Here is a 23384-nt window from a genome sequence, read left to right on the forward strand (position 1 = left end):
GCCCATGACCGAAATCCTACTGGCCTTTACTTTTGCTACTTTTTTTCTGGCCCTCTCTCCAGGACCCGATAATATTTTTGTGCTAACCCTGAGTGTGACTCACGGGTTCCGCTATGGTTTAGCCACCATTGCCGGCTTGATGACGGGCTGTTTTGTACACGCAACCTATATGGCGTTTGGGATTTCGGCCCTGTTGATTCAATGGCCGGTTCTCTTGTATGGAATCCAGTTTTTTGGAGCGGCCTACCTACTTTACCTGGCCTATCAGGTATTCAGGAGTCCTGCGGAAATAGGGGAGGCCTCTGTTGACGCTCAGGCACCTTTGCTGATCGCTATGTATAAGAAAGGGTTTTTGATGAACGTTTTGAATCCCAAAGTGAGCTTGTTTTTTATCGCCTTTTTTCCAGGGTTTTTGTTTGAGTCATCTTGGCCCTTTTGGCTGCAGATTTATACGCTCACGGCCTTGTTTATTGTGGTCTCATCGTTCGTTTTTGGGAGTATTGCTCTGGCCGGTGGGGTTTTTACTCAAGCCCTAAAAAGACCCGGTGTTGGTCAGGTCATGAAGTGGGTGCAAATTCTTGTTTTCGTCGGGATCGCAGTATATTTAATGGTCGTTGAACCCACAATACCAGAATTAGGATGATTGAGCTGGTGGAATGCCCTCGCGATGCTATGCAGGGTATAAAAACCTGGATACCTACCGAAAAGAAGGTCCTCTATTTGCAGGCCCTCCTGAATTGTGGCTTTCACACCCTGGATTTTGGGAGTTTTGTCTCGCCCAAGGCGATTCCTCAAATGCAAGACAGCGCCGAGGTATTGGCTGAACTGGATCTGGATAAATCCAAGACCAAACTGCTCGCTATTGTCGCCAATTTGAGGGGAGCGCAAGCGGCTGCCGAGCACCCTCCAATTGATTTTCTGGGCTACCCTTTCTCTATTTCGGAGAACTTTCAGATGCGGAATACACACAAGACCATCGACCAATCCGTGGACGTACTCAAGGATATTCTCGAGGTGGCTGAGAAGTCCAACAAACAAGTGGTCACCTATTTGTCTATGGGATTTGGAAACCCTTATGGAGATCCCTGGAATGTCGATATTGTCGCTGAATGGGTGGAACGGCTATCGGCCTTAGGGGTCGGTATTCTTTCACTTTCGGATACCGTGGGTAGTTCGACACCTGAAATTATTGAATATCTGTACAGCGATTTGATTCCACGTTATCCAGGGATGCAGTTCGGAGCACATCTGCATACCCGACCAGACCAGTGGCACGAGAAAGTCGATGCGGCTTATAAGGCCGGTTGTCGTCGTTTTGATGGCGCTATACAGGGCTTTGGCGGATGTCCTATGGCCAAGGATGAACTCACCGGAAATATGCCGACCGAAAAAATGTTGAGTTACTTCAATACACACGACCTGCAGACCGGGGTTGATCAATTGGCTTTTGAGGCAGCCTACAACAAGGCCTCCGATCTTTTTTCAGTCTTTCATTAAGAGGGAATTACATAGGTGAAAACCCCTGAAAAAATCGTATATTTGCACGCAATTAATCATTAATTGCTATGCAAGCTCACCTTTCCAAAATCGTCGGTGAGGGATTGACCTACGACGATGTTCTCCTGGTTCCTGCTTATTCTCAAGTTTTGCCGCGTGAAGTAGATATTACCACGCGCTTCACCCGTAATCTAAGGTTGAATGTACCGGTTATTTCGGCGGCCATGGATACGGTCACTGAATCGAAAATGGCCATTGCCATTGCTCGAGAAGGAGGTATTGGAGTTCTCCACAAGAACATGACGATTGCTCAACAGGCCAATAAGGTCCGAAAGGTAAAGCGTGCAGAAAGCGGGATGATTCTCGATCCGGTTACCCTTCCCTTGACAGCCTTAGTGGAAGACGCCAAGGCGAGTATGCGAGAAAACAGTATTGGCGGTATTCCGATCGTCAACGACGATGGTCGCCTGGCAGGAATCGTGACCAATCGGGACCTGCGTTTCGAAAACAACAACCGCCGTCCGATCACGGAAGTCATGACTTCGGAAAACTTGGTAACCGCTGCTGAGGGGACCACCCTACAAGAGGCTGAAGGAATCTTGCAGGCCCATAAAATTGAAAAGTTACCGGTTGTTGATAAGGACAACACCTTGGTTGGTCTGATTACTTTTCGTGATATCACCAAGCTGACCCAAAAACCAATCGCCAATAAAGATCAGTACGGGCGTTTGATGGTGGCTGCGGCCATTGGGGTAACCCCCGATGCAGGGGAACGAGCTGCTGCGCTAAAGCAGGCAGGAGTCGATGCTATCGTTATTGATACTGCGCATGGCCACACCTTGGGAGTGGTTAATACCTTAAAAGAAATTAAAGCGGCCTTCCCGGATCTGGAGGTCATCGTTGGAAATATTGCAACAGGGGATGCTGCGCGCTACCTGGTGGAGGCTGGAGCAGATGCCGTCAAGGTCGGAATTGGTCCTGGATCCATTTGTACAACCCGGGTTGTCGCCGGTGTTGGTTTTCCTCAATTCTCAGCTGTTCTGGAAGTGGCAGCAGCCATTAAAGGATCTGGCGTCCCTGTTATCGCGGACGGGGGAGTACGCTACACCGGGGATATTCCAAAAGCTATTGCGGCAGGAGCAGACAGTGTCATGCTGGGATCCCTGCTGGCCGGAACAAAAGAATCTCCCGGCGAAACCATCATCTACGAAGGGCGTAAGTTCAAGTCTTATCGCGGAATGGGTTCTGTTGAGGCTATGAAAGAAGGTTCCAAAGACCGTTACTTCCAGGATGTAGAAGACGACATCAAAAAACTGGTTCCAGAAGGAATCGTTGGACGCGTTCCTTACAAAGGAGAGCTCTACGAAAGCATGCACCAGTTCATTGGAGGTCTACGGGCCGGGATGGGCTATTGTGGCGCCAAAGACATCGCTAGTCTCCAAGAGAACGGGAAATTCGTCAAGATCACCTTCAGCGGGATCAAAGAGAGCCACCCCCATGATGTAACCATCACCAAGGAATCTCCTAACTACAGCCGATAAAAGAAGGATTACTTTCCGGTCTGACGACGGGAAGCGCGAACGCCTTTTTTGTATTCTTCCTCGCCGACAAAGCGCGCGATTTTGAAGAATTCCGGAGCTTTTCTAAATCCGGGAACCGGAGTGATGATATTAAACTCTTCATCCAGAAACACGGTGGTCGGATAACTCAGTTTGCCCTGAAGTAGAGCGGCGGCTAGTTGGTGGTAGCCACGACGCCACTGGCCACGTACTTGAAGGTGTTTCCTTTGAATACAATGTCTGCTTTTTGCTCGGCATCCAGCTTGACCAGGTAGTACTTTTTACTCATGTAGGCCATGAGCTTGGGGTCGCTAAAGGTGGTAGCGTCCATCCGCTTGCACCAGCCACACCAATCGGTGTAAACATCGACAAAGACTTTTTTGGGATTTTCGTCCGTCACGGATCGTTCATAAGCTTCTTCCCAGCTTAGCCAGACGACTTCTTCTTTGGGTTCCTCCATCGGAACCATCATTGTTGCTTTCTGCCCCATAACTGGGACAACCAGTCCCAATGCCCATACGATAGTTACTATCCATTTCTTCATGACAACTCATTTTACTTCCTTTCCTTAGTGGGAGAGGAGCAAGAAAACTAACGTCAATTTTACGAAAAAATTGCCTTAAAAGAAATCGGCAAAAGACTTAAAACACTGAAATACAATTGATTAAGCTTTTGCGGAAGCTTTCTTTTTAGCCGATTGAGCAGCAAAATCGATCTGGGGATCTTTTTGATGCCTGAGTAAGTCATCAAAATTTTCGCGTTCGCGGATCAAATAGGCCTGTCCCTGATGCCAAAGCACCTCCGCCGGACGGTAGCGGGAATTGTAGTTGCTTGCCATGGTAAAACAATAAGCGCCTGCATTGTCAAAGCACAGTAAATCTCCTTCCGATATTTCGGGGATGCGTCTATTGCTACCAAAGGTGTCTGTTTCGCAGATGTAGCCAACAACTGAATAGAAGCGCGGTTTCCCTTCCGGATTACTCAGGTTGCGAATTTCGTGTCGTGATCCATAGAGCATGGGACGGATGAGGTGGTTGAAGCCCGAATCGATACTTGCAAAAACGGTAGAGGTGGTTTGCTTGACCACATTGACAGGGGCGACAAAATACCCGGCTTGGCTCACTAGGAATTTGCCCGGTTCAAAAGCGAGCTGAATGTCGCGGCCCAGTTCCTGGCAAAATTCCTTGAAGCGCTGGCTTAGCTTCTCACCCAATTCCTCAATATTGGTCTCGATATCATTCTCGCGATAAGGTACTTTGAACCCGCTCCCAAAGTCGATAAAATCAAGATCGGGGAAGTGTTTAGCGGTATTAAAGAGGATTTCTGAGGCGTGCAAAAAGACCTCGATATCCAGGATGTCACTTCCTGTGTGCATATGAATACCGTTCACATGCATGCCGGTGAGCTCAATGATACGCAAGAGGTGGGGGGTCTGGTGAATACTAATGCCAAATTTGGAATCGATATGCCCCACAGAGATATTGCTATTGCCTCCCGCCATGACGTGCGGATTGATGCGAATACAGACGGGAATATCCGGATGTTTTGTACCGAATTGTTCGAGCAGCGAGAGGTTGTCGATATTGATTTGTACCCCTAAGCTAGCGGCCTCTTCAATTTCTTCTAGAGAAACTCCGTTGGGGGTGAAGATGATATTTTCTGCCGCAAATCCCGCCGTGAGTCCCAGGCGAACTTCTTGTATAGAAACCGTATCCAGTCCGCTACCGAGAGAGTTCATCAAACGCAGTATGCTGAGGTTGGACAAGGCCTTCACCGCGTAATTAATACGCAGTCGAGGTACAGAAGCAAAAGCGCTGGTCAGGCGTTTGTACTGCTGGGTGATTTTTTCTGAATCGTAAACATAAACAGGGCTTCCGAACTCCCGGGCTACCTCGATTAAATCTTGATCTCTCATATCGGTATTAGAATGATTTCAAAACTAGCTGACCTCAGGCGAAAGGCCAAAATATTCCAGAAATTTACCAGCTATATAACAGCTTGTTATAAGTATAACATTGTAGAAGGCGCATTTGTTCTCCAGAGCAAAGAGGCCTACCTTTAAAAGAAAAACCCTATGCATCTGGCCCAATTCCCACTTCAGTCTGTTTTTTATCCGGGCGAAACCGTTCCTCTACACATCTTTGAAGACCGCTACAAGCACTTAATTAGTGACTGTAAGAACGAGACCATCACTTTCGGAATTCCGGTTTACCTCAATGAACGACTTCAATTTGGGACAGAGGTCCAATTGGTGGAGGTCGTAACGACCTATGCCGGGGGCGAAATGGATGTCGTCTGCCTAGGGCGTCAGGTCTATGAGCTTTTGACCTTTGAACCGGAGATGAAAGATAAACCCTACGCGGGAGGCCTGGTCCGTTTTCTCGAACACGAAAACGATGGGACGCCTGAGCGCAGAGCCGTTGTCTTTGAAAAGCTCAAGCGACTCTATGAATTGATGGGCGTGGTGCTACCGCCCGAAAAGGAAGCAGAATTCAACAGCTATCAATACGCTCATAAAATGGGATTGACCTTAGAGCAGGAATACAAGATGTTGCAAATCAGTCGGGAATCCGAGCGGCTGGATTTTATAGATGCCCACCTCAATACTACTATACAAGTGCTGCAAGAAGTGGACAGAACCAAACAAAAAATCGAATTAAACGGTCATTTTCGCAATTTCGACCCGCTTGACTTCAAGAAATTTGAATTGTAGACCAGAAGCCCATGAGAAATCAGGTCTGTTTGCTATTTTTGTGCCCTAAAGAAAAAGTCAATACATGAACCTCCACGAATATCAAGGAAAAGAAATTCTGGCCAGTTTTGGTGTACGCGTACAACGAGGCCATATCGCTACAACCCCCAAAGAGGCTGTAGATGCTGCTAAGCAATTGACCGAGGAAACCGGAACAGGTTGGCACGTGATCAAGGCTCAGGTTCACGCCGGAGGCCGTGGAAAAGGCGGTGGTGTAAAGTTGGCCAAAAATCTCAAAGAGGTAGAAGAAATTGCCGAGCAAATCATCGGAATGAATTTGATTACTCCTCAAACTTCTGCGGCAGGAAAGAAGGTGCACCAGGTTCTAGTCGCCGAGGATGTATACTACCCTGGAGATAGTGAAACCAGCGAATTCTACATGTCTGTTCTCTTGAACAGAGGTGCCGGTCGCAACATGATCATGTACTCTACCGAAGGGGGAATGGACATCGAAGAGGTGGCCGAAAAAACGCCTCACCTCATCTTTACAGAAGAAATTGATCCGGCTGCTGGCTTGTTGCCTTTCCAGGCACGTCGTGTAGCTTTTAATCTTGGATTGAGCGGAGTAGCGTACAAAGAGATGGTTCGTTTTGTAACGGCCTTGTATAAAGCCTACGAGCAAAGTGACGCAAGTCTTTTTGAAATCAACCCGGTCCTTAAGACTTCTGACGACAAGATCATGGCGGTTGATGCCAAGGTAAGTATTGATGACAATGCTTTGTTCCGTCGCAAAAACTACGCAGAGATGCGTGATGTGCGCGAAGAGAACCCGATCGAGGTAGAAGCCAAAGCGCTTGGTTTGAACTATGTTGACCTGGACGGTAACGTCGGTTGTATGGTCAATGGTGCTGGACTAGCGATGGCAACCATGGATTTAATTAAAATGGCAGGAGGCGAGCCTGCGAACTTCTTGGACGTAGGAGGAACAGCAGACGCCAAGCGTGTGGAAGAAGCTTTCCGAATCATTTTGAAAGATCCGAACGTAAAAGCCATCTTGATTAATATCTTCGGTGGAATCGTGCGTTGTGATCGGGTCGCTAACGGAGTGGTTGATGCCTACCGCAATATGGGAGACAGCATCCAGGTTCCGATTATCGTTCGTCTGCAAGGAACCAATGCCGAAGAGGCTAAAGAAATTATTGATAATTCAGGTTTGGCGGTGCATTCCGCTGTTCAGTTCAAGGAAGCTGCTGATAAAGTAGAGGCTGTTTTGAAATAACCTTAGCATAATTTTAAAGAAAAGGGGAAATGTGTAGTTAACATTTCCCCTTTTTTTATGCCCCAGTATTTCCCTTTTTTTCTTGCGGTAATCGCAATCTAAGATGGTCTTCTTTTGAGGTATTCTCGGGTCTTTGACCACCTCTTCGCCGATCTATTAATCTCATTTTTTAAACAGATTTTGATTCATTAACAGCTTAGTGTTAAGAACGTTAATTGTCGGTTAAATCCCACAATACTGGGCGATTTGAATGGAGTGGCTGCGTACTTTTGAGTAGGTCAAGTGTTGAGGATATCGCAACTCAGGACTGTTAAAAGAAGTTAAAGTTGTAACATCCTCAATAGATAGCCGTCTTTAACGTGTAATCATCAATTAATCATCAAATCAAAATCGATCAGTCATGAAAAAAGTAAGTATTGTTTTAGCTGCAGCCGCTATGTTGTCTTTCTCTCAAGTAAGTGCTACTCCAAATCCAACTGAGGATCCCGGAAAAAGACTTACCCAAGAGATTCACGGTCTCTTGAAAGAAAACAACTTTGCTGCGAACCAGGACGTGGTAGCGCAAGTGCGTTTTATGATCAACAAGGAAGGGGAGATTGTCATCGTAACAGTGGATTCTGCCGATGAGAATGTCGCTTTGTTTGTAAAAGGACGTCTGAACTATCAGAAGATTGATACGGAAGGTCTGACGAAAGGCCAGATGTATTCTATGCCTTTGCGTATTACTGCATAGTAGGAACGAGAACAAGAAAAAAGGCCTCAACCTGAACCGGTTGGGGCTTTTTTTATACGAAACGACCATTTTCGGAGTTATAGAAGATACCGGAAGTGACGTCCCGATGAATTCCTACGAAGAAAAGCTTAGCATACTTTCCGAAATGATTGCCTTTGCTCGCATCGATGAGCAGATGAAGCAATCGGAATACCTCTTTCTCCAAGGGGTGGCACGTCTACTTCGCATTGATCAGCCCACGTTTGAACATCTCCTTAAAAATAAGGTTGAGCCGAAGCGCTTAAAAAGCCAAGCCGAACGGCTGGTACAGTTCCATCGTTTGCTCCTGCTGATGAATGTCGATCAAGAACAGCATCGGTTAGAGATTCACGAGCTTCATAACATCGGTTTACGGATGGGGCTTCCTCCTTCTGCGATTGATCAGGTTCTTGAAGTCATGTACTTGTATCCAGACAATGCTATTCCTCCGGATGTCCTCATCAGGATCTTCAGGGCACATTACAATTAAAAAAACGCCAAAATGACAGTAAAACTTCGTGTTGAGCTGTCAAAACGGCATTGATTTGACTCGTTTTGGGATTGGTACATCCTTTGTCTATTTACTGGCAAATGATAAACGCAATTCAATCTTAAAATTTAGCATCATGAAAACAATTCGTACAAACAATTTGTTATTTCCGTCCTTAATGAACGACTTACTATACACAGACCTATTAGGTGGAACAGAAGTTCCCCGCAATCGCTTTAAGCCTGCGGTGAACATCAAGGAAACCGAAACAGGTTTTGAATTGGAGCTCATCGCTCCTGGTCTTAAGAAAGAGGACTTTCATGTAGAGGTCGAAAACGAACTGATGACCATCAGTGCAGATTTCGAAGAGAACAAGGAAGAAAACAATGAAGGCTACAGTAGAAAAGAATACAGCTTCCGTTCCTTTAAACGCTCCTTTACCTTGCCTGAGACCATCGATGACGAGGCGATTAAGGCCGATTATAAAGACGGAGTACTAAGGCTCAGTCTCCCTAAGAGAGAAGAAGCCTTGCCCAAGCCGAAGCGTTGATAAGCATAAAGTAATAAAAGAAGATGCACCGCAAGGTGTTTCATGTTGATTGGTTTATTTGGTTGGTTGAGAGACCCTTTTGCCCCCCGGCAAGGGGGTCTCGTTTTTTGAGGATTACTCCTCCGTCTGCAACATCTTGATTTCGTCTCGCAGTCGGGCCGCTTCCATAAAGTCCAGGTTCTTCGCCGCCTCTTCCATGGCCTTGCGCTTTTGTCGAATGACTTTGGCCTTTTCCTCCGGGGTGAGGTACTTCAGATCAGGTTCCTCTGCTTTTTCAGTTTTTAAACTCGAGACATAAGGGTTGGTAGATCCTGAACTCAGGGCATTATCCAAGCTCTTGTTCAGAGCTTTGGGTGTGATGTTGTTTGCCGTATTGTAGTCCATCTGTTTTTTGCGGCGGTACTCTGTCTCGTCTATGGTTTTCTGCATGCTATCGGTAATCTTATCGGCATACATGATGGCTTTTCCGTTGAGGTTACGAGCAGCTCGGCCCACGGTTTGGGTCAGAGAGCGGTTGCTTCTCAAAAAGCCTTCTTTGTCGGCGTCGATAATGGCCACGAGAGAGACTTCAGGTAAATCCAGCCCTTCCCTCAGTAGGTTCACCCCAATAAGGACATCGAAGAGCCCTTTGCGGAGGTCTTGCATGATTTCTACCCGTTCCAGGGTGTCCACATCACTGTGAATATAACGGCAGCGGATATCGAGTCGGGCCAGGTACTTGGTGAGTTCTTCAGCCATTCTCTTGGTTAGCGTCGTGACCAGGGTACGTTCGTCCAGTTCAACCCGGGCTTGAATTTCTTCGATCAGATCATCGATCTGGTTTTCACTCGGGCGCACTTCAATAACCGGGTCCAAAAGACCAGTCGGTCGAATGACTTGCTCGGTGTAGACGCCACCGGCGTGCCCCAGTTCGTGGTCGGCTGGCGTAGCACTCACATAGAGTACTTGGTTCTGTAGGGCTTCAAATTCCTCAAATTTAAGAGGACGGTTGTCCAGAGCAGCAGGGAGTCGAAAGCCGTAGTCCACCAAATTCTCTTTACGCGAACGGTCCCCGCCGTACATGGCATGAACCTGAGGGATGGTCACGTGGCTTTCGTCCACCACCATGAGGTAATCCTCGGGGAAGTAATCCAAAAGGCAGAAAGGACGGGTGCCTGGAGCTCGCCCATCCAGATAGCGGGAGTAGTTTTCGATTCCTGAGCAGTAGCCCAGTTCCCGCATCATCTCCAGATCAAAGTTGGTTCGCTCTTCCAAGCGTTTGGCCTCCAACGGTCTGCCGATTTCTTTGAAGTAGTCGATTTGCTTGACCAGGTCGTCCTGGATTTGGTGAATCGCATTTTGCAAGACATCCGGCGAGGTCACGAACATATTGGCCGGATAGATGTTGAGGGATTCGTAGACTTCGATAACCGAGTTGTTACGGGGGTCTAGTGCTTCAATTTCTTCTATTTCGTCCCCAAAAAAGTGGATGCGGAAGGCGTGTTCTGCATAACCGGGGTAGACGTCAACAACATCTCCTTTAACGCGAAAGTTTCCGTTACTGAACTCGGCAGTGGTTCTGGAATACAAACTCTGCACCAGCATCTGCAAGAACTTGGTGCGGGCCAAAATTTCGCCTCGCTTGATGCGCACTACATTCTTCTGAAATTCTACTGGGTTTCCGATGCCGTACAAGCAACTTACAGAAGCCACCACGAGGACATCTCGTCGGCCAGAGAGGAGGGAAGAGGTGGTGCTCAAACGCAGTCTCTCTATGTCTTCATTAATAGAGAGGTCTTTTTCGATATAGGTCCCACTGGAAGGAATGTAGGCTTCCGGTTGGTAGTAGTCGTAATAAGAGACGAAGTACTCCACCGCATTGTTCGGAAAGAACTGCTTGAACTCCGAATACAGCTGGGCCGCCAGTGTTTTGTTGTGAGCGAGGACCAAGGTCGGGCGCTGCACTTCTGCGACTACATTGGCCACCGTAAAGGTTTTACCCGATCCGGTCACACCAAGAAGTACCTGGTGTTCCTGGCCATCTTCAATGCCTTGAACGAGTTCAGTAATGGCCCCCGGCTGATCTCCGGTTGGGCTAAATTCAGATACGACCTCAAACTTCATCGGTGCGATTTAGGGGTAAAAAAATGGATTGAAAAAGGTGAATAAAGGTAGTGGATTAGCGCTTCAAACTGAAATGTCCTTTCACCACATTTCCTTGGGTGTCAATGGCGACATACCAGTAGTCTGAAGCGGGCAAGGGCCGACCGATAAAGGTGCCATCCCAGCCGTCTCCAAGCGAGCTGAATTCCTTGAGGAACTTTCCGTAGCGGTCAAAAATCCGAATCCTTGGGAAGACCCGTGACACCCCTTCAGGCGGAATGTATTGCCAAGTGTCATTCGGGAAGTTTCCGTCGGGCGTAAAGAAAGCGGGGAAGCCATTCACCGTATTGTCAATCAGGTAAGTGGCAGAGGTAGTCCCGCAGCCCTGCTCGTCCTGCACATAGATAGTGTAGGTATTCAGATCCAGGTCTGAAAAGACCGGACTGCTTCGGTAAGGTCCTGCCTTGTCCAGGGCAAAGGTGTAATTGCCAATGCCACTCACGATGGCTTCGAGTTCTAAGCGTCCGTTGCGGAATTCGCCTCGAATGCGGTCAATGGTCGCGATTTCAGAAGAGAAGACATCAAACTCCATATAGCTAGGACATTCCAGATCCAAGAGTGGTCCGGCCAGGTTATAGGGTTCGTAAGCATAGCGCCCGGCTTCCGTAATATCTACGGAAAAGTCTTCACTTAGGAGTTCGGTTCGCCCGTTAGGCAATAGGCGGTACCAACGGTAGCCGTCAGCTAAGTCCGGTGCATCCAGGGTAAAGGGCAATTCGTTTTCGCAAATGGAAACAATTGGATTGAGCGAGGCTTCAGGTCCCAGGGTTACAAAATCGCCGACGACCGGATCAAAGTAAGGTCCGCAACCCACCTCGGTAGAAAAGGACTCAATGGTAACACAGCCTATAGCATCTCCAGCTTCGTTGAATGGAACAATCCGAATGAAGTAGGTGGTATTGGGTTCCAGGTCAATAATGGGTGTGGAATTGGTCGGAAATTCATCGCCACCCAAAATAGTATCTTCGGGCGTCTGGGGCGTAGGGGTTTTGGTGATGGTCACCCGGTAGCCTGTGGCCCTAGGAGAGGCTTCCCAGGTGAGGGTGGGACTGAGCGAAACATTGATTTCTCCATCAAAGGGAGAGACCATTCGGCTACAGTCTGGTAAAGCGACCAGTTCACCGGTGGTAAAACTAAAAGTCGAACAAGAAGCACCATCTCCCACGGAATTCACAGGGATGATTTCCACTTCAATAAAGGTGTTTTCTGGCAGTACAGTGGGGGGATTGAATGAAAGGCTCCCTGTGACAATTTCATTGTGGATAACGCTTCCGCTTTCTCTCAAAATGACTCGGTACGAGGTAGCCCGGGTGGAATAGTCCCAGCGGATGTCCGTAAAGACGCTCACGTCGGTGGCCCCATCCGTGGGGATGGTCATCTGTCCGCAATCGGGCAGGGTAGTAATGCTTTCCGTCGTAAAGGATCCCAAAGGGCATTCGATATCGTCTTCAATTGTAAAAGGGAAATCCAGAATGACCGTTACGAAAATAGTGGTGTTCTCAGGGAGTCCTTGGGGAGGTAGGTAGAAGGTGGTGTTACCGACCGGAAATTCCCCGAGTTCATCCCCCAAAAGGGTAGTCCCTAATCGGAGCTTGTAACTTGTAATTCCAGCCGATTCACCCCAATCAATTGCTGTACCGACCGAAACCCCAGTGGAACCATCCAAAGGGGTAATCATACTCGAACAGTCCTGCGCTTGCAGCGACCATCCGAGTAGGATTCCGGCAAGTATGAGCAATTTTTTGAGCATCTGACTTCGTCAAACACTCTAAGATACTATAAATCCCTCTTTTTCAGGAGTGCAAACGACCAATAGATGAAAAGAGTCGTCCAAACCAGGGTGATTAAAGTTTCTGTGAAACGGACCTCGTAATCGAGCTTCAAGGTTTCTCCAACCTGATTGGCTACCGCCTGCACTGCACCGAGCCTCGTAAAAGGTTCGTCGATGAGTCTGGACATGGATTCCAAAGGAAAAAAGCCTTTGATTTTATCGGCCATATCCCAGGAAACCACTTTCCATCCGAGAAGACCAAAAATGATCTGTTCTAAAATGACCCACAGGATCAAAAAGCCCAACGCAAAGGCCGAGCGTTTGACCAGAATTCCCAAGAAGAGACAGAAGGCAAAAAAGCCGGTTAGTTTGATAAAGAAGGCCAAAAGGAATTCCATATCCCGGAAGATGATGGCCGCTTCGGTATAGTCCGAATAGATCAGTCCTAAAATCATGGAAAGTACAAAGACAAAAACCGTTGAAAGTCCAGCGAAGGTCAGTACGGTCAAGAACTTCGAAGCAATAAACTCCTTCTTGGATAAACCATCGATCAGGTTCTGTTTCAAGGTCTTGTTGCTGTACTCGTTCGCCATCATGGAGACGATTACAATGGCTAAAAACAGCTTGAATATGGCCGTAATAAAGGTATTGAAATGCCAGATATAAGGGAAGTTAAAAATCCCCTGATCTGCCAGGTGGAATTCAACCGGTCCAATATCAAATTTAATTGCCGCAACAAGGGCAATAAAGGTCAATAGAACAAAGTACGAGATGATCAGCACCCGGCTGGCTCGGTTGTTCCAGAGTTTGATGAATTCTATATGGAGGAGACGTTTCATTATTTCTTGGTTAAGGTTAGGAATTGTTCTTCGAGGCTCTCCTTGCGTTTAACAAGGTGAGACAGGACAAGGCCTTGGTTAAAAGCCCATTGGTTTAAATCGACCGCAGACATTTCTTCTTCCAGATAAGCGGTCATGGTATCGGTCTCCAGTATTATTTTTCCAAACCGCTTGTCTTCTTCCAAGAGGTTTTTCAACTTCTCCATATCGTCACAACGCAGTTCGAAAAAGCCATGACTGGCCAGCATTTCGTCTACGGGACCTGAATAGAGTTTTTCACCTTTTTGCAAGATGACCACATGGCTACATACTTTTTCGACCTCGTCGAGTAGGTGGGATGCCAAGAGAATAGTCGTTCCCTGTTGGGCAATTTTTTTAATAATTTCTCGAATCTGGTGAATCCCCTGTGGATCCAAACCATTGGTCGGTTCATCCAGAATGAGTATTTCCGGGTCATTGAGCAGGGCAGAGGCAATAGCCAATCGCTGCTTCATCCCTAAAGAGTAGGTTTTGAATTTACTGTCTTTTCGGTCCAGCAAGCCTACGATTTCTAACTTCTCTAAGATTTTATCGGCCGGAACATCCTTGATCTTACAGACCAAAGAGAGGTTCTGAACAGCGGTCATATACGGGTAGAAGTTCGGGCGTTCGATGATTGCACCGACTTTTTTGAGTGCTTCGTGAGTCGAAACGGTTCCATCAAACCAGCTGAAATCGCCGGAGGAACGGTTGACTACGTTGAGGATGATTCCGAGAGTGGTTGATTTACCGCTGCCGTTTGGGCCCAATATGCCATAGACATTGCCCTTTTCTATGGTAAAGGACAAGTCCTTTACTGCTTGCACCCTTCCATAGTTCTTGGAAAGGTGATTCACCGTTAAAATGGTTTCCAATATGATTGCTTTTAGTGTTGGTTGTATTGTTGTATAAAGGTAGACGAAGTCTTTAAACTTTTGTTACATTCACTTTATGTCCGAAGAACGATTACTCTCGAAGAAAAAACCGGCCTTCCCGGTTTCTTCTGCTCTAGCGAGCTACCTTGAAAAATACAACCGCCAAATTGAAATTCCTGTTTTTTACGACGATTTATTGCGGTTTCAGGGTTCCATTGCCGTCCATGATAAAGACGGCGAAGACACGCTCTGGGTCCGGGTGTACTTCTCTGATTTTGATCGGGAAGAAATTGACCTAAGCCTGAAGCAGGTGTATTCTATCCTGCACTCGGATGGTAGTGATCGTATTTTGGAGTTTCTCAATATTGATGCGGTGGATTACTGCACCTTCGGAAATTCAAAACCCTTCCGGGTGAAAGTGAGGAACATCCTCAACGACAACTACACCTACCTCTACATCAAAAAGACCGATGCCTCCCGGATTTACGGACTGGAACTGGAACACATGCTTTCGCCTTACAACCTAAACTTCTTGGTTTACAAGGATACTTTGATTGAGGAGCACATTGCGGGTATTCCAGGGGATGTCTTTATTAAAGACTATCTGCCCGATTGCAGTGCAAGAGAGCAGGCTCAACTGGCCAAAGAATTCGTCAAGTTTAACGAGCGCTGCATGATCCGTTTACTCGGTGATATGCGGGCGTATAACTATGTGATTGTACCCACTCACGATTTTGATCATGTGGAATACAAAATCAGGGCTATCGACTTTGATCAGCAGTGTTTCGAAGGCAAGCTCAAGGTCTACCGTCCCCAATTTTTCAAGGAGAATTTTCGGATGGTAGAGCTGGTCAGTGAACGACTCAAGCAGGAATCTGTGGATCAGTACCAAATTGAAGAGAGGTCCATCATTGCCAAACGCTTTAAAAGTACAGCAGACCGGGTTCGAGAATTGATCGAGATCGCCGAAAAAGACTCCATTTCTCTGGACAAGAACATCTTGCGCTTACGGGAAGAAGTCTACGAGATTACCCACGACATGACCTTCCGCAAATGCGAGACCATGGGCGAAATCCTTAAAGCCGTGTTGGATTTTGTGATTCGTAACTACGAAGACATGAATCCCAAAGGATAATTAGCTGTTCTCTTCTCGGTTGAAGTAGACCAGGTAGTAGTACATCTGTCTCTCCTCATCCCAGCCCTTTTCGACAAAACGCTCAGCAGACTCCGGGTTGATAAAATCCATTTTGATCTGGATGTTGGTGTCGAGCTGAATAACATTTTTAATCTTCTTGCGGGTTTCCGAAACCGCCTTGTTGGCGATATCGAAATGAGAGACATCCTCAATGCTGTACTTCGGGCCTTTTTCGACCTTGTAGTGCTTGAATTCCGGAATGAGCTCTGGGTTTTCGATGACCTCGTTTAAGAAGCTACTTTCTTCAAAAGCATCATTCTTGGCAAAGTGGTTGACCGCTCGGTTCATAAACAGCACCTCCTGCTGCTTGTCCTCGGCAGGCAGAACCACATCTTTTGCAAAATCCTTGCAGAATTTCAGGTAGTTCTTGGTGTAAAATTGCTCGTCAGTACGCGGACTTACTCCCAAAAATTGCTCTAGCCAGTAACGGGCATCGTAGCGGTTGCTGTCTACAGAGAGCACGCGGAACCCTTCTTCCTGGTCGACCCGAAACACGAGGCAGCCTTTGTCGAGCTTATTGATGTTGACCCCTTGACGAATCAACAGGTCCAAACCATCAGCCTTTTCAGCGAATTCCAAAAAGTCGTGCTTGAGCTCGCTCTTAAAAATACCAATGGCTTCTATTTTCTGCTGGTCCAGCACCACATCGCTGAAGTGGGCCAAATACACCTCTCCACTTTTGATGTGGGGATGATTGGACTGTTCAAAGAGGTGGGTAGTGATTTTTTTAGATTCCAGGTGAAAGCTGTCCGGGTCCTGAAAAATGGAGCAGATAGACTGGTAGACAGGATTGAATTCCAGATCGGCCTCGTGTTCGAACTGGAAGAAATTTTCTTCCTTCTCCCGAAAGGGTTTGAAGAAATATTCCTTCAGCAGGTGAGCGAGTTCGTCATTTAAAGGGTGTGGCTTGTCAGAAAAAAGAACAGTTTCTCCTTTGTGTTTATTCCCTACTCGGTGCAGGGAAAGGGCCTCGATTTGGGCCGAGTATAAGTTCAGCATAAATTAATTCCAGTTCTCGTCAAAATCCAGGTCGTCGTAGCTGTCTAAGGAGCCATCGAAGTCGACTTCCGGATCTGCTTCAAAATTCTTTTCAGGGGGTTCGGCGGGCATATCTCCGAAGGAGAATAGCAATATGGGGTATTGTTGTCCGGCTTCTTTTTCAACCACATCAGCCAATTCGATAAAGAAGGTCCACATATTGAAGTAATCGTACACGTAGATCAACTTGGGTTGATCAGCGTACATCACTTCTTGCAGGTGCACCTCGTTCATTAGGCGAGGGGGCTCCACAGCGTCACCCATATCAAAGAGGGCCACTTCTTCATCCTGTTCCCAGTTTTGGTTGCAGGTGTAAAAGGAAGCCATCTCATTTCCGGCGAAGCCAAAGGCTTGAACCACCACATTGTGAAAATCCTCCAGACTGATTTCTTCCTCCACAGCGACGTCTCTAAAGACATCTTCTTCCGCATCCAGTATAATTCGGATTTTGTAAATCATGATTGAATTGCTAACGCGTAAAATTACAAAGATTTTCTACTTGCTCTGTTGCGAGAAACGGCCAGCCACAAATAGTACTGAAGTCCAAACAGGGCACTGGCTAAAACCAGGTGTAAAGGCTGAGTGCTAAAAGGGAAATCGAAGTAATATAGGGCGATTCCCAATACAATCTCTGCAAATATCAAGACCAAAACAGCCCGTAGTTCGGCCAGAGCAAATCCCAATTTTTTCATGGCCCACCACAGGTAAAAGTTCAGAGCAACTACCAATAAAGAAAGGGAGCGGTGTACATAGAAGGTCCATTCAGGTTGGGCCAACCACTGATCCTGGGCGTAGTACCCCATAAATTCCACCTGATCGTCGACGTATTCCCTCACCTGTGTTCCCAGGTAAATTTGTACTGCAGTCAGTACGAGAGAAAACAAAAAGAGCTTGGGGAAAGGTTGAGGGTAAATCTCGCGCCTTAGCGGGTGTTTCTGAAAATGAATCAGGGTGAGGAGCAGGCATACAATGACCAGTGCCATGAACATATGCAAAGTGATCTTGTAAGGATTGAGTACAGAGTACACTACGGTTGCTCCTAGCCAACCCTGGAAAGCCATTCCAAAAACAACGGCCCAACTCAGGTACACATACCGCCGGAAGGATCCCCAAAAACTAAAAGAGCGAAGGGCCAACAAAAGGGTAGCCAGACCAGCCAGAGCTCCCAAAAGCCGGTTAATGTATTCGATCCAGGTGTGCCAGACATTGAATTCCGCGTAGTCGTGACGCGTGTAATCTTCCCAGTTCTCTTCCGTATAGGCTTCACCGGTGGTAAAATCCTGCTTGGCTACCTTGAGTTCTTCATTTCGGATGATCACCTGCCCAGCCTCAAATTCTCGATTTTCCTGCCAGAGCAAGGCCTCTTCTTCTGTTGGCGGTATCCAATATCCAAAGCATTTGGGCCAGTCAGGACAACCCATACCGCTTCCGGTCATGCGCACAATAGATCCGGCTGCGATCACCAAATACACCAAAATCAAACTCCACCAGGCCAGACGTTCAAACTGGTTCATAATCCAACGGGTTTTAATCCTAATTTTTCACCTTGCTTTAGCATATACTCAAAGGCGGCCTCGTACTCATTCGGGATCACACCCTCCAGTATGGCCTCCTTAATGGCTTCTTTAATGACGCCGATTTCACGAGAAGGTTGCAAAGCAAAGACCTTCATTATTTCTTCACCACTCACAGGAGGCTGAAAATTGCGCACCTGGTCCCGGGCTTCCACTTCTTCAATTTTTTGACGGACCACCTGAAAGTTTTTCCGGTAGCGTTTTTGCTTGTTGGGGTTTTTAGTGGTGATGTCTGCCTCACACAACATCATCAAGTCCTCAATGTCTTCCCCGGCGTCAAAAATCAGTCGTCGTACAGCGGAGTCCGTTACAAAGTCCTGAGAGAGAATAATTGGACGGGAGCTCATTTGTACCAACTTTTGAACGTACTTCATCTTTTCGTTCAGGGGCATACGCAGCCTTTTAAAGACCTTGTACACCATCTTACCACCCAGAAATTCATGTCCATGGAAGGTCCAGCCAATTTCTTTATCGAAACGTTTAGTCGGTCCTTTACCGATATCGTGTAAGAGGGCCGCCCAGCGCAACCAAAGTTTATCACTGGTCTTCGCCAGGTTGTCAACGACCTCTAGGGTATGCCAAAAATTGTCTTTATGGCGTTGCCCTTCAACCTCGTCAATTCCTTCAAGTCGGGTGAGTTCGGGTAGAATTTTATGCAGTAAGCCCGTTTTGTGAAGCAAGGCAAAGCCAATCGAAGGCTTGGGAGTTGCCATAATCTTGTGGAGTTCATCCACGATGCGCTCCCTGGAGAGAATTTGTAGGCGGTTCCTTTGATCTTTAATGGCCTGAAGACAGACGGGGTCTATCGCAAAATTCAATTGGGTCGCAAAACGAATCGCCCGAATCATCCGCAGTGGATCATCTCGGAAGGTCAGTTGAGGTTCCAATGGGGTGACAATGCGTTTTTCCGCTAGGTCCTGTTGTCCCCCAAAAGGTCCAAGAGTTCACCAAAATGGGCTTTATTGAGCCGTATGGCCAGTGCATTAATCGTAAAATCACGGCGCTTTTGATCGTCTTCTAGGCTTCCGTCCTCTACGGCCGGTTTCCGGCTGTCTTCCCGGTAGCTTTCTTTTCGAGCCCCAACAAATTCCAATTCGTATTGCTCGTGTTTGATCATGGCCGTACCAAAGTTCTTGAAAATACTCACCTTGGTTTTGCCGGGTATTTTATTCGCCACGGCCTGCGCGAGCTCAATACCGCTTCCCAGGGTGACAATATCAATATCTTTTACCTGAGGGCGCCCTAATAAATAATCCCGCACAAAGCCGCCAATGACGTAACACTCGAGTCCGAGTTCGTCTGCCACTTCTCCAATGAATGGAAAAATGGAATCCGTTAAAGCCTGTGAATGATTTTCTTGTGCCATGAACCGAATAGACCGGGAAATTAGACCCCTTTCAGCAGTGCTCTACGGACAATTAAAGCCAAATCTTTCCGAAGAATTTGTCTGCCAATGGAGTTCTGGCAAAGGTACCACATCGTCGACTCCTATTAAAATAACGGGGCCATTCTCTTTGGGTAAAATAAGAGCGGAATACGGCCTTAGTCTTGCGGCAAAAATAAAAGGGAAGGCAAGTCAAAATGAGCAGATAGGGCCCTCCATTGTCGGGTGTTTCCGCCTTGCTTGACATTGGTCTTTTTCAGGGCCACTTTTTGGGTGCCCAGGATCGGGATGGGTTCTGCTGGCTTTTGATCCGTAGGAAGAGAGTGAGTGCCCTGTAGCAGGGCCATGGTTTTAAACCACAAATCATCAGCTTGCGGGCACAGACGCATAAATAGCTCTTCCTCTTTATAAAGAGGACTCAGGCTTTTCGGTGGATAAAGGGTACCCCATTGGCCAATGGGCAGAAATGCCCTTGGGTTCACTTCGCCTTCAGCGGGTTTTCTCCAGGCGGCTGAAGGAAGGGGTTGTTGATCTTGGTCATACCGAAGATAGACCGTTCTGACGGCTAAGATATCCGTCGGTCTTTTTTGGTGTTCCTTCCAGAAAAGGCTAAGCCATTCCCGGTGGTACATCATATCGTCATCACAGGTAAGAACCACCTCGTCTGGGTAGAGTTCTAAGGTCCCGACCAGTTTTTTGTGTGGGCTGTTTAAGGGGGTAAAATGAAGTTCAACCTGGTCGGAGCACAGGGCATGAACTGCTGGGGGGACTTTGGATTTCAAGGCTACGTTGAGCCAGATCAGGATTTTTTTAGGCCGGCAACTCTGATCCAGTAAACTGCGGATAACCAAGTGTAAACTTCCCAAGCGCGGTTCGATAGAGGCCAAACTAATCACAAAAGGAACTACCGGTTTACTCGGATCGAGCAATTCTTCCAGCGGGCGCTGTTTGAGTCGCCAGGAGTGAAATAGAGAATAGGGGAGTTCTTTGATGAGTTTCACGAGATAGCCTGCTTAAATTTCTGTTCGGAAAGGCTTGCCGGCGGGTATTTCAGGCAACTGTATATAAGAGCCGATGATGGCATTGTACTCGTCTGGTAAAAACTCATTGCGGCCATCAGCTGGGTAGAAGGTCATTTCTCCAAAGAGGATGCGGCCGTCAATGTTGTAAAGATCAACGCGAACAAAGGGGAAGCGATCAGCAAGCTTACGGGAAACTTCTACCATTTCTTCAAAAGCGGGTGGTTTGGGGTAATCATCTTCCATGGGCTGGTAATTCCCCTGGCGGTAGAAGGCCTGCTTTTCCCACGCCATATTGTAATAAGCCCGGCGGTGTTCGGTGCTGCGGTCCTCATCCACTTGAACAAATTTGGGTTCTCCGTTAAAGCAGTAAAATTTATAATCTGCAATTTCTTCTTTTCCGAGTTCGGCCAGGAATTTTTCGGCCACGAAACGGGGCGGTACATCTTTGTAGGCCCATTCTTTTCCTCCTCGCCAGTACTGGTTTTTCATCTGCCACTTTCGAAGCAGAAAACGGGCCTTTTTTAAGTTGAGTTTACTCTTATCCGGGACGATGAGGTTGAAGTGAAACCCATGGGTTCCTTTTAGTACGTACTGCTGTGGTAAGGCGTCAAAATCGACCTCGGAGGCGCTGTTGTATAAGGCGATAAGCTCATTGAGGTATTGGGGCCCAATCTTTTCTTCCACATACTGCCGCACAGCGTACTTGTCGACGAGTTGATTGAGTATTTTCGGACGGTAATATACCTTCATCCAATGGATTTTCTGATTGAATTCCACAGGATTCTCGAGATCCAGCTTTTTGCCGGTGTAGTATTCGTAATACACTTTGGCGTAAAAAGGATCCGGAAGGAACTTACATTTCTTTAATAGAGCGAGGCCAAGTCTGCGCATGGTGGATGGTTGAAGACTTAAAAGAAAACGACTTTTTGCCGTTTCTCGGGTTTTCAATACCCCTGAGGAACAAATATAAATGAAAGACTTTTTTATTTTTGCCGGAAGCAGAAGAACAGATGGATCAACCCAAAATATCGGTTATTGTAAGTACTTACAATTCAGAGGAATGGCTTAAAAAAGTTCTTTGGGGGTTCAACTGCCAACTCTTTAAAGAATTCGAATTGGTGATCGCAGATGACGGTTCGGGTCCGGCAACCAAATCTTTAATAGATCAAATGCGGGAGGAAGTTTTTTTTCCGATCCAGCACATATGGCAGGAAGATGAGGGTTTTCAAAAGTCCCGAATCCTCAATAAAGCCGTGAGTGCTTGTCAGGCTGACTACATCATTATGACCGATGGGGATTGTATTCCGCGAGAAGACTTCACGGAGGTTCATTACATCAATAAAGAAGAGGGATTTTTCATTTCTGGCGGTTATTATATGCTCCCCATGAATATATCAGAAATGATTGGGCTCGAGGATATACAGACTCAACGCTGCTTCGATATTCAATGGTTAAAGGAGAAAGGGATACCTAAAACCTTTAAGAACAACAAGCTGACGGCTAAGGGGTTTATCTCTAAACTGCTCAATACGATTACTCCGACCAACGCAAGTTGGAATGGCCACAACTCTTCCGGCTGGAAAGCGGATATTGAAAAAGTCAATGGTTTTGACGAACGGATGCAGTATGGAGGGCAAGACCGGGAACTGGGTGAGCGGCTTTTTAATACAGGTATTCTCTCTAAGCAGTTGCGCTACAGTGCGGTTTGTGTGCATTTGGATCACAAAAGAGGGTACAAGACACCTGAATCCATTGCCAAAAATCAAGCGATAAGAAAAGAAACAAGAAGTCAGAAAAAGACCTGGACCGATTACGGCATTACCAAGTAGTAGGCCAATTCGTTTTTCTTTTCGAGGCGCTTTAGCTCGCGGAAGCGCTCATACACGCTAAGAGCATTCAAATAGCATATGGTAATCCCTTTCTTTCCGTCCATAATTCCCAAGCGAAGAATGTAGTTGTTGAAGAATTTCCAGAAGGGCTTTACATACAAAGACAGGTAGTTGAAGTGCTTTTCTTTGTAAAAAGCTTCTCTGGCCTTCAGACGCCCGTAATGCAACATTTTGCCTTTGTAGTCTTCAAAGTCTTTGTAGCAATAGTGCATCAATTTGGATCTCATTTTACCAGAGGTTCCATTGACTTCTAAAGTTTCGTGCACCAATTTGCGGTCCGTGAACTTTACCTTGCTTTTTTTGAAAAGTCGGTGATTTTTATCGGTTTGCCAACCACTGAATCTCAAGCGGTTGTTTTCGAACATGAATTGGCGATAAAACCAGTAAGCATCATGGGTCTGGGGCCCGGCTAGGGTTTCTTGAATTTCGTCTCGTAACTGTTCGGTGACTACTTCGTCAGCATCGACAAAAAGAATCCAGTCGTTACGGGCTTGCTCTAGAGCGTATGATTTCTGAGCGGTGAAGTTTTTGAACGGGTGTTGAATTACCCGAACATTTTCTTGCTGCAAGAGGTACTCGTAAGTGCCGTCTGTACTATACGAATCAATGACAATAATCTCATCGGCAAAAGCGATGGATTCAAGGCATTTTTCGATATAGCCAATCTCGTTATAGGTAATGACTAAGGCACTTATGCTAGGTGTTGTTTGATAACTATCCTTCATGCGATCTCTGCGTTGGGGCGTGTCCTCTGTCCTAATAACTAAAAATTACAAAAAAAATTTTACACGATAGTAATTATCCTACAAAGATAGGAGG

The 23384-nt window shown here is 46.8% G+C and carries 23 protein-coding genes and 1 pseudogene; 10 read left to right on the forward strand and 14 right to left on the reverse strand.

What is annotated here, in order from left to right; genetic code table 11:
• Nucleotides 1-4: 4 nt before the first annotated feature.
• The 3 genes from BST99_RS01615 to guaB all read left to right on the forward strand — a co-directional run bounded on the left by BST99_RS01615 (nucleotide 5) and on the right by guaB (nucleotide 3038).
• Nucleotides 5-643 carry a LysE family translocator gene (locus BST99_RS01615; protein WP_105000250.1) on the forward strand — a complete coding sequence of 213 codons (639 nt, stop codon included), beginning with the start codon at nucleotides 5-7 and terminating at the stop codon, nucleotides 641-643.
• Entirely contained in the window at nucleotides 640-1497 is an 858-nt protein-coding gene (locus BST99_RS01620) for a hydroxymethylglutaryl-CoA lyase (protein WP_394335597.1), read from the forward strand. Before BST99_RS01615 ends, BST99_RS01620 begins: the two co-directional genes overlap by 4 nt.
• A gap of 68 nt (nucleotides 1498-1565) precedes the next feature.
• Nucleotides 1566-3038 (forward strand): IMP dehydrogenase, encoded by a 1473-nt coding sequence (gene guaB, locus BST99_RS01625; protein WP_105000252.1) that lies wholly within the window; start codon nucleotides 1566-1568, stop codon nucleotides 3036-3038.
• An 8-nt stretch (nucleotides 3039-3046) separates the two neighbouring features.
• Here the strand turns inward: guaB and BST99_RS14840 are convergent, their stop codons facing one another.
• The 3 genes from BST99_RS14840 to lysA form a co-directional block, all read right to left on the reverse strand.
• Nucleotides 3047-3190, reverse strand: coding sequence for a hypothetical protein (locus BST99_RS14840; RefSeq protein WP_317046090.1), 144 nt, complete (start codon nucleotides 3188-3190; stop codon nucleotides 3047-3049).
• A 41-nt stretch (nucleotides 3191-3231) separates the two neighbouring features.
• Nucleotides 3232-3600, reverse strand: coding sequence for a thioredoxin family protein (locus tag BST99_RS14845; RefSeq protein ID WP_317046091.1), 369 nt, complete (start codon nucleotides 3598-3600; stop codon nucleotides 3232-3234).
• A 120-nt stretch (nucleotides 3601-3720) separates the two neighbouring features.
• On the reverse strand, nucleotides 3721-4971 hold the full coding sequence (gene lysA, locus BST99_RS01635) for a diaminopimelate decarboxylase (RefSeq protein WP_105000253.1): 1251 nt from the start codon (nucleotides 4969-4971) through the stop codon (nucleotides 3721-3723).
• 159 nt (nucleotides 4972-5130) lie between these two features.
• On the opposite strand from lysA, the gene BST99_RS01640 reads away from it, so the two are divergent.
• The 5 genes from BST99_RS01640 (at nucleotide 5131) to BST99_RS01660 (ending at nucleotide 8818) form a co-directional block, all read left to right on the forward strand.
• Nucleotides 5131-5769 (forward strand): LON peptidase substrate-binding domain-containing protein, encoded by a 639-nt coding sequence (locus tag BST99_RS01640; protein ID WP_105000254.1) that lies wholly within the window; start codon nucleotides 5131-5133, stop codon nucleotides 5767-5769.
• 64 nt (nucleotides 5770-5833) lie between these two features.
• Nucleotides 5834-7027 (forward strand): ADP-forming succinate--CoA ligase subunit beta, encoded by a 1194-nt coding sequence (gene sucC, locus BST99_RS01645; protein ID WP_105000255.1) that lies wholly within the window; start codon nucleotides 5834-5836, stop codon nucleotides 7025-7027.
• A gap of 400 nt (nucleotides 7028-7427) precedes the next feature.
• Nucleotides 7428-7760, forward strand: coding sequence for a hypothetical protein (locus BST99_RS01650; RefSeq protein ID WP_105000256.1), 333 nt, complete (start codon nucleotides 7428-7430; stop codon nucleotides 7758-7760).
• A gap of 40 nt (nucleotides 7761-7800) precedes the next feature.
• Complete coding sequence (locus BST99_RS01655) at nucleotides 7801-8268, forward strand: TerB family tellurite resistance protein (protein ID WP_317046092.1); 468 nt, start codon at nucleotides 7801-7803, stop codon at nucleotides 8266-8268.
• 136 nt (nucleotides 8269-8404) lie between these two features.
• Nucleotides 8405-8818, forward strand: a complete 414-nt coding sequence (locus BST99_RS01660) for an Hsp20/alpha crystallin family protein (RefSeq protein ID WP_105002392.1) — start codon at nucleotides 8405-8407, stop codon at nucleotides 8816-8818.
• 114 nt (nucleotides 8819-8932) lie between these two features.
• Here the strand turns inward: BST99_RS01660 and uvrB are convergent, their stop codons facing one another.
• Genes uvrB through BST99_RS01680 form a run of 4 tightly spaced genes read right to left on the reverse strand, consistent with a single transcriptional unit; the run spans nucleotide 8933 to nucleotide 14463 of the window.
• A complete protein-coding gene (gene uvrB, locus BST99_RS01665) occupies nucleotides 8933-10921 on the reverse strand; it encodes an excinuclease ABC subunit UvrB (RefSeq protein ID WP_105000258.1) in 1989 nt (662 codons plus the stop codon).
• Between the two features lie 55 nt (nucleotides 10922-10976).
• Nucleotides 10977-12710 (reverse strand): T9SS type B sorting domain-containing protein, encoded by a 1734-nt coding sequence (locus tag BST99_RS01670; RefSeq protein ID WP_105000259.1) that lies wholly within the window; start codon nucleotides 12708-12710, stop codon nucleotides 10977-10979.
• A 26-nt stretch (nucleotides 12711-12736) separates the two neighbouring features.
• Nucleotides 12737-13570, reverse strand: coding sequence for an ABC transporter permease (locus BST99_RS01675; RefSeq protein ID WP_105000260.1), 834 nt, complete (start codon nucleotides 13568-13570; stop codon nucleotides 12737-12739).
• Nucleotides 13570-14463 (reverse strand): ABC transporter ATP-binding protein, encoded by an 894-nt coding sequence (locus tag BST99_RS01680; RefSeq protein WP_105000261.1) that lies wholly within the window; start codon nucleotides 14461-14463, stop codon nucleotides 13570-13572. The genes BST99_RS01675 and BST99_RS01680 overlap by 1 nt, the downstream gene beginning before the upstream one ends.
• Nucleotides 14464-14539: 76 nt before the next feature.
• On the opposite strand from BST99_RS01680, the gene BST99_RS01685 reads away from it, so the two are divergent.
• A complete protein-coding gene (locus tag BST99_RS01685) occupies nucleotides 14540-15598 on the forward strand; it encodes a hypothetical protein (RefSeq protein ID WP_105000262.1) in 1059 nt (352 codons plus the stop codon).
• On the opposite strand, the gene BST99_RS01690 is transcribed toward BST99_RS01685, so the two are convergent.
• The 6 genes and pseudogenes from BST99_RS01690 to BST99_RS01715 form a co-directional block, all read right to left on the reverse strand.
• Complete coding sequence (locus BST99_RS01690) at nucleotides 15599-16657, reverse strand: nucleoid-associated protein (RefSeq protein ID WP_105000263.1); 1059 nt, start codon at nucleotides 16655-16657, stop codon at nucleotides 15599-15601.
• Between the two features lie 3 nt (nucleotides 16658-16660).
• Entirely contained in the window at nucleotides 16661-17155 is a 495-nt protein-coding gene (locus BST99_RS01695) for an IS1096 element passenger TnpR family protein (protein WP_105000264.1), read from the reverse strand.
• Nucleotides 17156-17178: 23 nt separating this feature from the next.
• Nucleotides 17179-18210, reverse strand: a complete 1032-nt coding sequence (locus BST99_RS01700; protein WP_105000265.1) for a COX15/CtaA family protein — start codon at nucleotides 18208-18210, stop codon at nucleotides 17179-17181.
• Nucleotides 18207-19636 (reverse strand): annotated as a pseudogene (locus BST99_RS01705) (CCA tRNA nucleotidyltransferase). Before BST99_RS01705 ends, BST99_RS01700 begins: the two are co-directional and overlap by 4 nt.
• Before the next feature lie 176 nt (nucleotides 19637-19812).
• On the reverse strand, nucleotides 19813-20655 hold the full coding sequence (locus tag BST99_RS01710) for a hypothetical protein (RefSeq protein WP_105000266.1): 843 nt from the start codon (nucleotides 20653-20655) through the stop codon (nucleotides 19813-19815).
• A 12-nt stretch (nucleotides 20656-20667) separates the two neighbouring features.
• Entirely contained in the window at nucleotides 20668-21567 is a 900-nt protein-coding gene (locus BST99_RS01715; RefSeq protein ID WP_105002393.1) for an ATP-grasp fold amidoligase family protein, read from the reverse strand.
• A 119-nt stretch (nucleotides 21568-21686) separates the two neighbouring features.
• Between BST99_RS01715 and BST99_RS01720 the strand changes: the two genes are divergently transcribed.
• The gene (locus BST99_RS01720; RefSeq protein WP_105002394.1) at nucleotides 21687-22505 is read left to right on the forward strand and encodes a glycosyltransferase family 2 protein; all 819 of its coding nucleotides are present in this window, start codon (nucleotides 21687-21689) and stop codon (nucleotides 22503-22505) included.
• On the opposite strand, the gene BST99_RS01725 is transcribed toward BST99_RS01720, so the two are convergent.
• Nucleotides 22487-23290: a glycosyltransferase family 2 protein gene (locus tag BST99_RS01725; RefSeq protein ID WP_105000267.1), complete on the reverse strand. Its 804-nt coding sequence runs from the start codon at nucleotides 23288-23290 to the stop codon at nucleotides 22487-22489. The genes BST99_RS01720 and BST99_RS01725 overlap by 19 nt on opposite strands.
• Nucleotides 23291-23384: the final 94 nt, after the last annotated feature.

Source organism: Aureicoccus marinus (assembly GCF_002954325.1).
Taxonomy (GTDB): Bacteria; Bacteroidota; Bacteroidia; order Flavobacteriales; family Flavobacteriaceae; genus Aureicoccus; species Aureicoccus marinus.

Bases quoted from the DNA above. Each gene is read 5' to 3' on its own strand.
- BST99_RS01615 (WP_105000250.1), top strand. From the start codon at position 5: ATGACCGAAATCCTACTGGCCTTTACTTTTGCTACTTTTTTTCTGGCC.
- BST99_RS01620 (WP_394335597.1), top strand. From the start codon at position 640: ATGATTGAGCTGGTGGAATGCCCTCGCGATGCTATGCAGGGTATAAAA.
- guaB (WP_105000252.1), top strand. From the start codon at position 1,566: ATGCAAGCTCACCTTTCCAAAATCGTCGGTGAGGGATTGACCTACGAC.
- BST99_RS14845 (WP_317046091.1), bottom strand. From the start codon at position 3,600: ATGAAGAAATGGATAGTAACTATCGTATGGGCATTGGGACTGGTTGTC.
- lysA (WP_105000253.1), bottom strand. From the start codon at position 4,971: ATGAGAGATCAAGATTTAATCGAGGTAGCCCGGGAGTTCGGAAGCCCT.
- BST99_RS01640 (WP_105000254.1), top strand. From the start codon at position 5,131: ATGCATCTGGCCCAATTCCCACTTCAGTCTGTTTTTTATCCGGGCGAA.
- sucC (WP_105000255.1), top strand. From the start codon at position 5,834: ATGAACCTCCACGAATATCAAGGAAAAGAAATTCTGGCCAGTTTTGGT.
- BST99_RS01650 (WP_105000256.1), top strand. From the start codon at position 7,428: ATGAAAAAAGTAAGTATTGTTTTAGCTGCAGCCGCTATGTTGTCTTTC.
- BST99_RS01660 (WP_105002392.1), top strand. From the start codon at position 8,405: ATGAAAACAATTCGTACAAACAATTTGTTATTTCCGTCCTTAATGAAC.
- uvrB (WP_105000258.1), bottom strand. From the start codon at position 10,921: ATGAAGTTTGAGGTCGTATCTGAATTTAGCCCAACCGGAGATCAGCCG.
- BST99_RS01670 (WP_105000259.1), bottom strand. From the start codon at position 12,710: ATGCTCAAAAAATTGCTCATACTTGCCGGAATCCTACTCGGATGGTCG.
- BST99_RS01675 (WP_105000260.1), bottom strand. From the start codon at position 13,570: ATGAAACGTCTCCTCCATATAGAATTCATCAAACTCTGGAACAACCGA.
- BST99_RS01685 (WP_105000262.1), top strand. From the start codon at position 14,540: ATGTCCGAAGAACGATTACTCTCGAAGAAAAAACCGGCCTTCCCGGTT.
- BST99_RS01690 (WP_105000263.1), bottom strand. From the start codon at position 16,657: ATGCTGAACTTATACTCGGCCCAAATCGAGGCCCTTTCCCTGCACCGA.
- BST99_RS01695 (WP_105000264.1), bottom strand. From the start codon at position 17,155: ATGATTTACAAAATCCGAATTATACTGGATGCGGAAGAAGATGTCTTT.
- BST99_RS01700 (WP_105000265.1), bottom strand. From the start codon at position 18,210: ATGAACCAGTTTGAACGTCTGGCCTGGTGGAGTTTGATTTTGGTGTAT.
- BST99_RS01715 (WP_105002393.1), bottom strand. From the start codon at position 21,567: ATGCGCAGACTTGGCCTCGCTCTATTAAAGAAATGTAAGTTCCTTCCG.
- BST99_RS01720 (WP_105002394.1), top strand. From the start codon at position 21,687: ATGGATCAACCCAAAATATCGGTTATTGTAAGTACTTACAATTCAGAG.
- BST99_RS01725 (WP_105000267.1), bottom strand. From the start codon at position 23,290: ATGAAGGATAGTTATCAAACAACACCTAGCATAAGTGCCTTAGTCATT.